The 13,729-nt window shown below is 37.4% G+C and carries 14 protein-coding genes; 6 read left to right on the forward strand and 8 right to left on the reverse strand.

Annotated elements, in window-relative coordinates; translation table 11 throughout:
* Positions 1 to 115: 115 nt before the first annotated feature.
* On the reverse strand, positions 116 to 961 hold the full coding sequence (locus EXE09_RS07760; RefSeq protein WP_068973401.1) for an SDR family NAD(P)-dependent oxidoreductase: 846 nt from the start codon (positions 959 to 961) through the stop codon (positions 116 to 118).
* 212 nt (positions 962 to 1,173) lie between these two features.
* Here EXE09_RS07760 and EXE09_RS07765 point away from each other — a divergent pair, with 212 nt between their 5' ends.
* From EXE09_RS07765 to phoR, 3 genes are all read left to right on the forward strand, one after another.
* Entirely contained in the window at positions 1,174 to 1,845 is a 672-nt protein-coding gene (locus tag EXE09_RS07765; protein ID WP_068973400.1) for a TetR/AcrR family transcriptional regulator, read from the forward strand.
* Positions 1,846 to 2,121: 276 nt separating this feature from the next.
* The gene (gene phoB, locus EXE09_RS07770; RefSeq protein ID WP_068973399.1) at positions 2,122 to 2,832 is read left to right on the forward strand and encodes a phosphate regulon transcriptional regulator PhoB; all 711 of its coding nucleotides are present in this window, start codon (positions 2,122 to 2,124) and stop codon (positions 2,830 to 2,832) included.
* 40 nt (positions 2,833 to 2,872) lie between these two features.
* Positions 2,873 to 4,231 (forward strand): phosphate regulon sensor histidine kinase PhoR, encoded by a 1,359-nt coding sequence (phoR, locus tag EXE09_RS07775; RefSeq protein WP_087552631.1) that lies wholly within the window; start codon positions 2,873 to 2,875, stop codon positions 4,229 to 4,231.
* 158 nt (positions 4,232 to 4,389) lie between these two features.
* On the opposite strand, the gene asd is transcribed toward phoR, so the two are convergent.
* The 3 genes from asd to pncB form a co-directional block, all read right to left on the reverse strand.
* Entirely contained in the window at positions 4,390 to 5,241 is an 852-nt protein-coding gene (gene asd, locus EXE09_RS07780) for an archaetidylserine decarboxylase (protein ID WP_087552632.1), read from the reverse strand.
* Positions 5,238 to 6,086: a sulfurtransferase gene (locus tag EXE09_RS07785; protein WP_130116890.1), complete on the reverse strand. Its 849-nt coding sequence runs from the start codon at positions 6,084 to 6,086 to the stop codon at positions 5,238 to 5,240. Before EXE09_RS07785 ends, asd begins: the two co-directional genes overlap by 4 nt.
* Positions 6,087 to 6,197: 111 nt before the next feature.
* Entirely contained in the window at positions 6,198 to 7,406 is a 1,209-nt protein-coding gene (gene pncB / locus EXE09_RS07790) for a nicotinate phosphoribosyltransferase (RefSeq protein WP_068973395.1), read from the reverse strand.
* A 326-nt stretch (positions 7,407 to 7,732) separates the two neighbouring features.
* Between pncB and EXE09_RS07795 the strand changes: the two genes are divergently transcribed.
* Positions 7,733 to 8,089: a hypothetical protein gene (locus EXE09_RS07795; protein WP_068973394.1), complete on the forward strand. Its 357-nt coding sequence runs from the start codon at positions 7,733 to 7,735 to the stop codon at positions 8,087 to 8,089.
* Between the two features lie 101 nt (positions 8,090 to 8,190).
* On the opposite strand, the gene EXE09_RS07800 is transcribed toward EXE09_RS07795, so the two are convergent.
* A complete protein-coding gene (locus EXE09_RS07800; RefSeq protein WP_130113388.1) occupies positions 8,191 to 8,382 on the reverse strand; it encodes a ribbon-helix-helix domain-containing protein in 192 nt (63 codons plus the stop codon).
* Between the two features lie 354 nt (positions 8,383 to 8,736).
* On the opposite strand from EXE09_RS07800, the gene dtd reads away from it, so the two are divergent.
* On the forward strand, positions 8,737 to 9,177 hold the full coding sequence (gene dtd / locus EXE09_RS07805; protein ID WP_130113389.1) for a D-aminoacyl-tRNA deacylase: 441 nt from the start codon (positions 8,737 to 8,739) through the stop codon (positions 9,175 to 9,177).
* 263 nt (positions 9,178 to 9,440) lie between these two features.
* Here the strand turns inward: dtd and EXE09_RS07810 are convergent, their stop codons facing one another.
* The 3 genes from EXE09_RS07810 to serB form a co-directional block, all read right to left on the reverse strand.
* Positions 9,441 to 9,926, reverse strand: a complete 486-nt coding sequence (locus tag EXE09_RS07810; protein WP_068973391.1) for an SCP2 sterol-binding domain-containing protein — start codon at positions 9,924 to 9,926, stop codon at positions 9,441 to 9,443.
* Positions 9,927 to 10,136: 210 nt separating this feature from the next.
* Positions 10,137 to 10,451, reverse strand: a complete 315-nt coding sequence (aciT, locus tag EXE09_RS07815; protein WP_068973390.1) for a ciprofloxacin tolerance protein AciT — start codon at positions 10,449 to 10,451, stop codon at positions 10,137 to 10,139.
* Between the two features lie 424 nt (positions 10,452 to 10,875).
* Positions 10,876 to 12,096, reverse strand: coding sequence for a phosphoserine phosphatase SerB (gene serB / locus EXE09_RS07820; protein WP_068973389.1), 1,221 nt, complete (start codon positions 12,094 to 12,096; stop codon positions 10,876 to 10,878).
* Positions 12,097 to 12,173: 77 nt separating this feature from the next.
* Here serB and EXE09_RS07825 point away from each other — a divergent pair, with 77 nt between their 5' ends.
* Positions 12,174 to 13,454 carry a hypothetical protein gene (locus EXE09_RS07825; protein ID WP_087552635.1) on the forward strand — a complete coding sequence of 427 codons (1,281 nt, stop codon included), beginning with the start codon at positions 12,174 to 12,176 and terminating at the stop codon, positions 13,452 to 13,454.
* The last annotated feature ends 275 nt before the right edge of the window (positions 13,455 to 13,729 follow it).

Below are 13,729 nucleotides of genomic sequence, written 5' to 3' on the forward strand. Positions count from 1 at the left end.
ATCCCAAATTTTAACCACAGATCAAAAAAATTAATTTTTGCTGCTATTTAAAAAAAAAAGTGAATTTTAAGCAAAAAAAAATCGCCCAAATATGGCGATTTTTTCTAAAATTTAATTATTTTGGTTCAAAACGCTTGGTTAATTTAGTTAAACCAGTCGCCAGTTTTTGATAACCTGTTGGTAATAAACGCTGCGCTAAATCAACAATAACCGCATCACCACCAATCAATAAACGACGTTTATCTGCAATCACGGCATCCAAGATTTCTTGAGCCGCTTCAACTGCTGGCTTACGCAATAATTTATTAAATGCTTTTGCAGATTTATCAGGATTCATGCCCAAGGATTTTAAACTGTCATTCATACGAGCATCATTGGCGATGTTGGTACGAATACCACCTGGATGGACACAAAGCGCACTCACACCGCACTTCTCAATATCAAGCTCTTGGCGTAATGATTCCGTAAAACCACGTACCGCAAACTTCGTTGCATTATAACCAGACTGCGTTGGTTGCGCGGTTAAGCCAAAAATACTTGAGGTATTAATGATATGACCATCACCTGTTTTCTTGATATAAGGTAAAAATTCTTTGGTACCGTAAACCACGCCCCAGAAGTTGATCCCAACGATCCACTCAAGTTCTTCATAGCTTTCGCCTTCAACGGTTGCACCCAGAGCGACACCTGCATTGTTGAAGATCATATTAACAGAACCATGATTTTGAACAGTTTCTTCTGCCCAAGCTTTCATTTCTTCTTGTTTTGCAACGTTTACTTTTTTCGTTGTTACACGAACATTATAAGGCTTTACCAACTCAACAGTTTCAGCCAAGCCCTTTTCATTCACATCACTAATCGATAAATGACAACCTGCTTTTGCAAGTAAAACAGCAAGTTGTTGTCCCATACCAGAGCCAGCACCAGTAATTGCAGCGACTTTGTTTTTAAAATTTTTCATTGTCTATCCTTTTTTAAATTCCGCACACAAAAATACAAATATGTGCAGCTCTCATGCACAATATAATTTTGACAATTCATATTGTCAATATTATATTATCAATTATCCGATGTTTTTTTATACAAAAATAACAGAATAGGTTTCAATGGCTTTTATTGCTAAAATAGCCGCTTCTTTGTGACAATCGATCATGACACGAGTATTTTTTTAAGATGACTGAGCAAACTTTAACTGAAAAGAAAACCATAAAAACAACAAAAGAACGTCAATTTAAAGGCATGTCTCTGTCTGAGCGTAAACTTGCACGTCGAGAAAAATTAATCGAAGCAGGGATTGAAGCCTATGGAAATCATGGTTTTTTTTCTGTGACGGTCAAAGACATTTGTAATGAAGCAAAACTGACTGAACGTTATTTCTATGAGTCATTCAAGAAAAGCGAAGATCTTTTTCAAACCATTTTTTTACAACTCATTGAACAATTACAACAAACTGTCATGACAGGTGTTATGCAAGCTGCACCTGATCCAAAAAATATGATTCGAAGTGGTCTCACTGCAATTTTTACCATGTTAAAAGATGATCCACGCGTTGCTCGTATTATTTATGTGGATGCCATGTTGGTTCAAGAACTGCATAATCACGCCACCATCCATGAAACCATGGGACGTTTTGATCGTTTAATCCATTCCTTTGTCACGTTGATGTTGCCTCATATTGAGCGCAGTGAACAAGAAATCTCCCTTGTTGCGACTGGACTGAATGGTTATGTTACTCAAATCGCCATTCGTTGGGTGATGGGTGGCTTTAAACAATCCCTCGATGAAATTGTTTCAGCCTGTGAAACCGTATTTGTCTCATTAATAGATTCATTTTCCACAAAATAGTTTTTAATTTTAATCATTTGAGTTAAATTAACTTTGTCATAAAACTGTCAAATTTTAATTATTTTCAAATCATTAAAGACACTTTTACTGAAAAATAAAAGTGACTTATTGTTCAAATGTCATAGTTCATTCATCAGAATGGCATTTTTTTGTCACATTTTTTTGCAAAAAAGCACCAACATCTCCTTTTTGCAATGATACTGTCACAATTAATCTTTGTAATAAGCCTGTCATAAATAAAAAACGGTACACCGTTCATACATAGGATATTGCGTTGTGAAAGATGACTATATATTAATCGTCGATGACGAACTTCCGATTCGAGAAATGATTCACACTTCATTGGATATGGCTGGTTTCCAATGTTTACAAGCTGAAGATGCAAAACAAGCCCATCAAATGATCGTTGACCAACGACCAGCTTTGATTCTACTCGACTGGATGATGCCTGGTGGTGTCAGTGGTGTAGACTTATGTCGTCGCTTAAAACGTGATGAAAATTTATCTGAAATTCCTGTCATCATGTTGACTGCCCGTGGTGAAGAAGACCATAAAGTTCAAGGTCTAGATGCGGGTGCAGATGACTATATGACCAAACCATTCTCAACACGTGAATTGGTTTCTCGTATTAAAGCAGTATTACGTCGTGCCAATGCACTCAGTGGTGAAAAAACCATTGATGCCAATGGCTTAGTCCTAGATCCTGTTAGCCAACGTGTTAGTTTTGGCAACAGCATTTTAGATATGGGGCCAACAGAATATCGCTTATTGGCATTCTTCATGACCCATCCAGAACGTGCTTATACGCGTGCTCAATTACTGGATCAAGTTTGGGGTGGCAATGTCTATATAGAAGACCGTACCATTGATGTACACATCCGTCGTTTGCGCAAAGTACTTGAACCTTATGGTGCTGACCGCTATGTACAAACTGTCCGCGGAACAGGCTATCGCTTCTCTACACGTGCAGATGTTGCTTTAGGCTAAATATTTTCAAAGCAATGATTCTCTAGGTAAAAAATTTTCTATGTATGAACCCTACCCCGTCCCAGACCTTGCACGTGAACATAAAAAATTCCGCTATAGCAGTCTGTGGGAGTTTGCTAAACAAGATTTACGTCTACTGGCTTTCTTAATCGTTATCGGTGGATTTATTGGTTTAGGGATCGGGTACTTTTGGATTTGCATCTCCATTGCCTTTGCTGTTTTTTTTATGTTTCAGTTGCGCTCTTTATACCTTGTGAACGAGTGGATTTCTAATCGACCTTACGATTCACCACCCAACTTAGAGGGGATTTGGGGCGCACTGCTTTTCAATGTTTATCGTGCTCAACGCCAAGAACGTGTTGTTCAAGCTGAAATGGTTGGGCTCATTGATCGCGCACAATCTTCACTGGTTGCCTTAGCTGAAGCCGTTATTCTTACGGATGAATTACACCAAATTGAATGGTGGAATCCTGCGGCAGAAAGGCTACTCGGGATCCAACCTTTGGATCGTGGACGCAATATTCTCACGATTATTCGTCAACCCAGTTTTATTGAATATTTTAATAATATTGACCAATCACCTGATGGAATCAAAATCAAATCATCCGTTTATGAAGAGCACTATGTTCAAATTAAATTGACCAGATTTGGTAGTGAGAGTCGTTTACTCGTCGCTTATGACGTTACACGTGTGCATAACTTAGAACAAATGCGTAAAGATTTCGTCGATAATATTTCACATGAATTACGTACACCGCTGACTGTACTCAGCGGTTATATTGAAACCTTTACCGATCAAGAAGATTTAAATCCGCGTTGGAAACGTGCATTTGAGCAGATGCAATCGCAAACCCGTCGCATGAATGCTTTGGTGAATGATTTATTGCTATTGTCACGTTTGGAAGGCAATAAGCAAATTGCGAAGAATCAAATCATTGATATGCCAAATTTAATGAATCAATTATTTGATGATGCACAAGCCTACAATGTCGATTATGGACATACTTTAAACCTCGATATTGACAGTCATTGTGACTTGATTGGTTCAGATGCAGAACTTGCCAGTGCGTTTAGTAATCTAATTACTAACGCCATTAAGTACACCCCAAAAGGCGGGACAGTAACCATCGGATGGCATGATGATGCTGAGCATGGTTATTTCACTGTTGAAGATACGGGCATCGGCATTGATCCGAAACATATCCCTCGTTTAACCGAGCGTTTTTACCGTGTGGATAGTGCGCGTAGCCGTCAAACGGGTGGAACAGGCTTAGGACTGGCGATTGTAAAACACGTACTTATGCAACACGGCGCTTACTTAGAAATTGATTCTAAAGAAAATCAGGGGTCAATATTTAGAGTGGTTTTCCCGAAAGAACGCCTTGATTTTGCAGGGTAATTCAATCGAAAATCACGTAATTTATAGAAAATTCGCACAACACTTTTAAATCACGCCAATTTAAAATAAAAAACACCTTCTAAATTAGAAGGTGTTTTTTAATCAGCATAGTAAAGCAAATAGTTATGCTTAAATGATGATACTTAAACAGATAACAATTAAAGCGTATGACCTAAAGCTTCGCCCATCACCACTTCCGAATTTGCCTTAAATTGTGCATCCCAATTCATTTTATCTTGTTCAAATAAAACAATTGCCGTTGAACCTAAATAGAAACGACCGAGTTCAGCACCTTTTTCTAACTTTAATTCGTGATGATTGAGTTCAACTCGACCTGTAGGTTTAACCTTACCTGTCGCGACTGTTTCAATCCCAGCAACAATCATAGCACCCACTAAAACCACCGCCATACGACCAAGTTCAGTGTCAAACAAACACACCATACGTTCATTACGTGCAAATAATCCTGGAATATTTTCCGCAGTGGTTTGATTCACTGAGAATAACTCACCCGGAATATACAAAGTTTCTGTCAAAGTCCCTGCAAAAGGTACATGCACACGATGGTAATCACGTGGTGATAAATAGACTGTCGCAAACTCACCATTGATAAATGGTGCAGCCAATTGTGGATCACCAATTAACTTATCAACTGAAAAGCTTTGACCCTTGGCTTGAAACACATCACCGTTTTCAATTTTACCAAGTTGTGAAATTGCGCCATCTGCGGGTGATACGATACTGGTTGGATCAGCATCAATTTCACGAGTCCCATCTTTTAAAGCTCGGGTAAAAAATTCATTAAATGATTTATATTTTAAAGCATCGGTTTGCTCTGCAATCGAAAGATCAATGCCATATTGAGCTTTAAATGCTTGAATTACGACATTTTTAATGATTGGGTTTTCACTGGCTGCAACTTTACCGACAACACGGCTCAATTGCTGTTGTGGAACGACTTTTTGCGCTTGAATAAAAATTTGTTTTTTTAACTTAGATGTAAGACTCACGCAGGTGATTCTCCAGTAATAATTGGACTGTCAAGGCGATTGCCCCATTCGCTCCACGCACCATCGTAGGCTTGAATTTTCCAATTCAATAAACGACCTAGAATATAAGCTAAACCTGAACGATGATGTGATTGACAATATACCACCACAGGTTGATCAAATCGAAAGCCCAATTGTTCTAAACGTTGTTGCGTGCGTTCTAATGGATGCAATTTTAAATGATTTTGACGATTAATTGCAGTACTCCACTCAAAATGTCGTGCACTTGGAATGTGACCGCCGCGTCTAGCTGCCAAGCGTTGCCCTGTATATTCTTCTGAAGTCCGACAATCCCAAACTTGAATCGCCTGTTGCTCAACTTTTTCGAGTAATTGATTATATTCAATACGATACTGTTCAATATCGGTTAAATTTACCTGTACCAATGGGGTTACTTTCTCAAAAGTTTCTGTGTCTGATGAGGTCGGATAAGCTTCTGCCAACCATGCGTGAATGCCACCATTTAATAGACTTGTATTGTAAAAACCTAAACTATGCAGGTTCCAAATGAGACGCCCAGCCCAAGCACCACCTTCATCATCATAGACCACCACATGATGATCTGGGGTGATATTTAGATATTCAACTAAAGCCTTTAAGCCCTCTTCATCAGGCAACAAACCCGAAGCTTGTTCTTCTTGTCGAACCAATAACTGCGGTTTTACATGCAATGCATGCGGAATATGTAACTGTTCATAAACTGAAGTTCGACTTAAATCGACAATACGGATTTTGTCGTGCCCTAAAAACGGCACAAGTTGTTCTGCTTCAATGAGTAATCCGAAGTTAAAGCTTGTAGTTGTCATACAATTTTTCTATTTTAAGACCTTGGACAGTCATGATCTTAGCACAGTGTATTTCAGCAATATGCTGATTTTTCGCATTCTTTTAGCAAAAAATCAGCTATCAATTTTCCATTATTCAACAACTTCTGGTATTTCAAACACCTGACGTAGATATGCCAAGAAAGTGTCATTATCGGTCATGGTTTTACCAGGACTATCTGAAATTTTGGCCACAGACTGTCCATTACATTCTACTAATTTCAACACAATATTAAGCGGTTTTTGCCCCATATCATTGGTGAGATTTGTTCCAATACCAAAACTGACTTGAAAACGATCTTTGAAATATTGATATAACGCCCAAGCTCGTTCGATATCCAAACCATCACTAAAGGTCAGCATTTTAGTTTTTGTATCAATTTTAAGCTTACGATAGTGCTGATACGCTTTATCGCCCCATTCAAATGGGTCACCACTATCATGACGTAAACCATCAAATAACTTGGCAAAATATAAGTCAAAATCACGTAAGAATGCATCCATACCGACCACGTCAGTCAATGCAATGCCTAAATCGCCACGGTATTCTTGTACCCAAGTTTCAAGTGCAGATTTTTGGAAATCTCGTAAGCGCACATCTAGCGCTTGAAAAGCTTGAAGAAATTCATGCGCCATGGTTCCAATCGGGAAAATATTCAACTCTTTGGCGATCAAAACATTACTGGTACCACGAAATACGTTGGGCACAGCTTTATGGAAAGTCTCAATCACATGACGTTGCCAATCTAAGCTATAACGACGACGCGTCCCAAAATCAGAAACCAAAAGTGGCGGATCATTCGGATTTTGTTCTTTTTCATATTGCTTGAGCAAAGCCACTTTTGCCTGCAGTCGGCATTCACCTTCTGCCAGAACTTCATCAGAACGAATGCGTTGGAAATATAGTTCATTCACAATAGCGAGAACAAAAATTTCAAACATCATCGCTTGAACCATCGGGCCTTCAACCCAAATATCCAGACGACCTTCGCTGTCGACCCCAGCTTTAATAAAGCGGCGTTTTAGTTGGAATAATTCTAAATAATCAACAAAATCACTTTTGATAAAACGCAAACTGCGCAAATAGACCAATTCATCTTCTTTGAATTTTAAGGTACAGAGCAAGTCTAATTGTTCGTTCAAATCATCCAAAATATCCGTCAATGGATATACCGTGTCATCTAAATTTCGACAACGAAAGTGATACACACTATGCGTTTGAGGGAATTTGTGTAAAACCACTTGTAGCATGGTGAATTTATATAAGTCCGTGTCCAACAAAGACTGAATTATTGGTTGCATAGCAAACTCTTTAGATAATCTTGTTCCACTATAAAAAGTAAATCCTTTCTTGCAAATCTAAAATTACGATTTTCAGAAATATTTCACACATTGTTCCATATTTCTATCAATAACGTTTAATTTTCTACTGTTCAAGATAAATAACAGAAAAGAGATTGTTACTAAAACAAAAACATTAACATACTATTATCATATAATATTATTCAATATTTTTTTATTCACTGTGATTGTAATCACATTAGTTTTTAATTATGATTCATCTTAACAAAAATTGTACTTTAATGTTCATAAAAACTATTTACTACCTCGCCTAAAAGGAAACTCAAATGGCAAAATTTAGTTTAAATGCGTTAGTTGATATTGATGGGTTTATTGCTGCTGCATTAGTTGACAGTTCAAGTGGTTTAGCACTTGCAACTGCAGGTTCTGGACTTGATTTGGAGCTTGCTGCTGCTGGTAATACCGAAGTGATTCGGGCAAAGCGCAAAGTTGCTAATGCATTAAATCTACAAGATAAAATCGAAGATGTTTTAATCACTTTGGGCAAGCAATATCACATCTTGCGCCCACTCGATAACAACGATGAATTATTTTTATATTTGGTTTTAGATCGTCAAAAATCAAATCTTGCAATGGCACGCCATGAATTAAAAGCGTTTGAAAAAGGTTTGGATTTCTCTTAATTCATTTATTTGCTTACATAAAATAGCCCTATTCATTAGGGCTACTTTATTTTCACAATCACATGATTTTTTAAACCTAATTTATGTTCATTTGACATTATTTATCTTGTATTGTCATTCTGAATATTTTGTACTTTCGTTGCATACTCAATCCCATGAGTATTGAGATAATCACGAATTAATTGACGCACAACCTGTGACGGTGTCAAATCCTGACGATGACATAATTCTTCAAATGCTTGCTTTTTAATAGGATCGATTAAGATCGTCAACCTTGCTGTTTTATTTTCCATGTCTTAATCCAATTTTAATTACAATCAAATGATAATATGATTATCATCTTATTTTTTCAAGCAATACCCTTGACCGCAAAGTATCTGAACAAAATTAAAACATTACTAGCGTAGCTGAAACTGATTTAAATAACCATATTTTTATTATGGTTTTATTTGTAAATTATCTAATATTCTTAAAAATCCTTTTTAATATTTTAAACCTCTAATTTTTATAAAATTAATCGCTAAGTATCTAAACTATTCAAACTCGGTTATTTGTAATATCTCTTGATTTTAATTTTATAGAAAATACAAAATGAATGGGATTTGTTAAACTTTAAAAATATATCAACTTTTAACTGTATTTACGAAATGCGCGCATTATTACAAAGAGTTCTTGAAGCCAAAGTGGTTGTCGATGGTGAAACAACGGGTGAAATTCAAAAGGGAATTTTAGTTTTTTTAGGATTGGGCAAAGAAGACAATCTTGAAAAGGGCAAAAAGCTAATTGATAAAATCTTAAAATATCGTTTTTTTGATGATGACCAAGGCAAAATGGGCTGGAATGTCAGCCAAGCCAATGGTGGCTTATTATTGGTTTCTCAATTTACCCTAATGGCACAAACACAGAAAGGCTTACGTCCAGATTTTGGTCCAGCAATGCCTCCTGCTGAAGCGAAAGCATTGTATGAACAACTAGTTGAGTATGCGCAATCACAATTTGAACATGTACAAACTGGTATTTTTGCCGCAGATATGAAAGTGCACTTGGTCAATGATGGGCCTGTGACCTTTAATTTAGAAGTGGAATAAACTCATTACTTTATAAAGAGTCGTAAACAAAAAAAGCCCTTATGAGATAGTACTGATCAATAAGAAAAATGATTGGATAAATTCTTAAAATCTCCCCTAACCCCTCTTTGAAAAAGAGGGGGACTTCTTGTTACTAAAATAATTTTTAGTATTGAAAAGCTCCCTCCTTTGGAAAAGGAGGGTTGGGGTGGATTCAAGAATTCTTAATTGACTGACATTACGTATGAAAGGCTTTTTTTAGAACTAAACTCTAAATCAAATTATTAAAACGATTTACCCGTCTTTTCTTTTAAGAACTGACGTGCCAATTTAATTTTATCTTTGACTGGCTTTGGCACTTTAGGTGGAATCAATTTCGCCACTTGGTTAAACCATACCAATAAGCTGAAGTCACCTTCCATCTTGATCGTGCCATTCTGCATACCCGTCATAAATGCAGTTGGATCACCTTTAACCAAAGTTTTTACACCTTGCTCACTATCAGCAAACTGCAAAACAAAATCTGCTTTTTCTTCAGCACCAGAAACTGTTTCAATCTGACCATTGTTGACAATAATCTGGCGAGCCACCCCCAAGTCTGTACCAATTTGAATACGGAACTGACGGTCATGGGTTAATTCAATAAATTTTGGACTAGTACGTGCCAATTGCTTCATACGAAGAGATAAACCCAATACAAGTAAATCCAGCGGATCTGTACTTGCATCAACGATAGGTAACTTCACAACTGGAATTGCAGAGAGTTTCATGACATTAAAGCCTGTTGTATTTTAAATTAGATTTGAATTTGTTCATCCTAGCATAACTTGTCATTTATTCGACATGGCTTTTGGAACAAAGTATAAGCTGAAAAAAAGGTATACCATTTTGATATACCTTTAAATGTCTAAATTGAATTTTTTCGTGTAATTAAAGTCATTGTGATTGTTTATAGATTCTCAGAAAACTTACAACACAACTCATTCATCATCATACACTGGAGTATGTTCAATATATTGGCGATTTGCCAATGCTTTTTGCGCGCGATTATCTTCACGTAACAACAACACAATCAAAGCAGACATCGCTAACATGATCGCAGTTAAATAACTATATGCCATCGAAATGTCGAAAACATTTTGTACGCTATAACGAATCGCTTCGAGCGTCGCCCAAAACAGCATCCCAGCAAACATAAAACCTAACCAATGACGGTAAGGGGAAAAGAAAACAGTAGCCAACGCTGCAGCAATCAGACCGAATCCAATAAGAGTTGCAAATGTCGCTGATACCATAAGAACCTCCGTCACAATAATGTCTTTCAAATACCGTCTAAATGGTGTTTCACAACACAACAAGCTTTATAATTTTTCTTTAATCATCTTAGAAAGCTTATGCTTTGCATTATGTCGTGTTTTTAACAGAAGAAAAGCGCTGTTTTCACTCCAAACGACATACTTTGTCGCAACATTCATTTGTCATTACATTTTTTAAGAATCCTGTTTTTCGTAGAATCTAATCACCATCAATCTTGGCGTGTCATTACAAAAAAATACACACAGTTTTTAAACATAAAAAAACTTTTTTAAGTTCGAAATGAATATTTTTACTGGTCTGTTTAAAAGTGATACAACCACCATGATGTGTTTAATTTACATACAAAAATAGCGGCTAATTCGCCGCTATTTTGTCATCGTTTTGCAATATATCGTTTACAGATTATGCACGACTTAAATCTTTATCATGTACACCGAGCAGATACAAAACACCATCTAAACCGACGCTCGAAATCGCTTGATTGGCATTTTGACGAACCAAAGGTTTAGCACGGAAAGCAACACCTAAACCTGCGATCGAAAGCATAGGTAAATCGTTTGCACCATCCCCTACTGCAATCGCTTGTTCAGGTGAAATACCCATTTTTTCAGCCAATTGAGTCAATAGGAACGCTTTACGCGCACCATCCACAATATGACCTTGAACTTCACCCGTCACCACACCATTTTCAACATCGAGAATATTGGCATGCACTTCGTCAATGCCCAATTTCTCTTGCAGATACTCAGCGAAGTATTGGAAGCCACCAGATAATATTGCAGTTTTATAACCCAAAGATTTCAGTGTTGAAATTAAACGTTCAGCACCTTCAGTAATGGTTAAGCGTTCTGCAATTTTCGGTAATACCGCTGCATCTAAGCCTTTTAACAATGCAACACGGGCACGGAAGCTTTGTTGGAAGTCCAACTCACCTTGCATGGCACGTTCAGTAATTTCAGCAACTTGATCACCAACGCCAGCTTCTTTAGCGAGCTCGTCAATCACTTCTTGCTCAATCAATGTGGAATCCATATCAAAGCAAACAAGGCGACGGTTACGACGGTACGCATTGTCTTCTTGTACAGCAACATCGATGCTAGATTCGGCAGAAAGACGTAAACACGCTGCTCGCATGGCTTGTGCATCGAGCATTTGCCCTTTTAAGCCAAACTGAACACAAGAACGCTTTGGTCCTTCATTTTGTCCATCACGTTCTGGACGACCAGATAATCGAGTAACAGTTTCGATATTGAAACCTTGGCTCGATACAATATTGGTCACAGCTTGTAAATGCGCAGCGGTTAATTCGGGTGCTAAAGCCGTCACGATATAACGGGTTTGCCCACCTTCACTCACCCACTGGTCATATTCTGCCCCTGAAATCGGTTTAAAACGAACTGTTAAACCAATATCATGTGCTAAAATAAGGATGTCTTTCATTGCTAAAGCTGTTGCAGTTTGATCGTTTGACGAAACTACAATACCTAAAGTCAATTGATTATGGATAACCGCCTGCCCTACATCTAATATTTGCAAAGAATGTACGGACAACACTTGCATTAATCGAGTAAACTGATTGGGTTGGTCAGGTCCTAAAAATGAAATAAGAATGATTTCTCGCATGAATTGACTCGGGTCTGAGCTACAACAATTGTTAGAATCATAATCGAAATCGAAAATTTTTGCTTTGGAAGTTTACGTTGAATGCGCCAAGACAAGGGCTATTTGCTAGCCTACTCATTGTAAGTTTTGCATTTCATACCTTTTTATTGGTAGTTGCAACAACACATCAGTTAAATGAAAACCGTGCCAGTCAGGGTCAGCTCATGACCAGTCAGCTGGTCACAGACAGCTTATCTGAACTTGAGCCTGCCAATACTGTTTCATTGGCACTGCTTGCCAATCGCTATGCGACCAATCCAAGCGTGGCGTCAATTCGTATTCTTGATTCAAAAAAACAGGTACTTGCAACCAGTGGCATGGCTAAAACTCGCCAAGGTGAGATCTTTGTTCGTGATGCTTTGCAGAATGAAAAAAATGTCGGTACTGTTGAAATCACACTGATCAAACCGAGTATTGGGGAAATTCTACGTACCCAATGGCTCGCAATTTTGGTGTCATTCCTGATTCATGCTTTCTTATGGTTAGCTTATCGTGCCATTGCTCGTCCGACACGGAGTGAGTTTTTAGCGCGTATGAATCATGAAGCTCGTTTAAAACATGAGATTCAGCAACTCACTGAAGCATTGGAAGCTGAAAAAGCCAATCACACCATTGCGATGTCGCAAGTTCAACAACAGGCTCAAATTAAAGCAAAACCAGAACCTAAAGTATTGCCAAGCACAACACTTGAAAATGATCGTGAAGTGATTGCACTGAACATTCAATATTACGATCCAAAACAATTGATGAATACAGTCAATCAATCTGTGTCATTGCCCTATTTTAATTTATGTCAGATTTTTCTCAATAAAAGCATTGAGCTGTGCGCACAGCATTTCAAATTAAATTCTAAAGATTTCACTGTGCACCAAGAATTTAATCAAAATGGTGCTTTGGTTAGCATCGACGCTGAAAAACCCAATGCAGCTCAATCCATTTTAATGATTGGCTCGGTCTTTCAACTGTTATCTGAAGTGCTTTATAAACGTTATCGTGAAGATAAGCGTTTCGTTCTTCAAACCCGTTGTGCTGTGACCAATTCAGTTGAAGCGATGCAATTGGATGCTTTAGAAGCTGCAGATCGTTTGGTGAATCATCTGATTGCCAAAGAAATGGCATTGTATTTAAGCAACGATCAACTCAAACATATCGATGAATGTTATCAATTGGTTGCATTACCAAATCCAACCAATGTACTGACACGTCATTCATTTATGATCAATGGGATGAACAATGATTGCGCTGAACTTGCACAGTCTATTCGTACTGAGATTTTAAAAGGTAAAAAGAATTCAACAGCTTCTGAATCTACCTCATAAAATAAATCGATCGTGCCAAAGCCCTCAACATTTTAATTGCTTGAGGGCTTTTTTATTGTGAGAAATATCTATTACGAGAAATTTCTCATAAGTTAATCTTAAATTTATCGCTATGAATGTTGAAACTTTATACAAAATTAACTCAAATCAATTTTTCTTCTCTTTTCATACCCCTACAAGCTTGTGTATAACTATGTAGCGCAAAGGAAGATGATTAACATAGGCAAAATACGTAAAAACACGTAAACTATGTGCCGAATCAATTAAACGAAAAT

The sequence above is a fragment of the Acinetobacter sp. WCHAc060025 genome (assembly GCF_004209355.1).
GTDB lineage: Bacteria > Pseudomonadota > Gammaproteobacteria > Pseudomonadales > Moraxellaceae > Acinetobacter > Acinetobacter wuhouensis.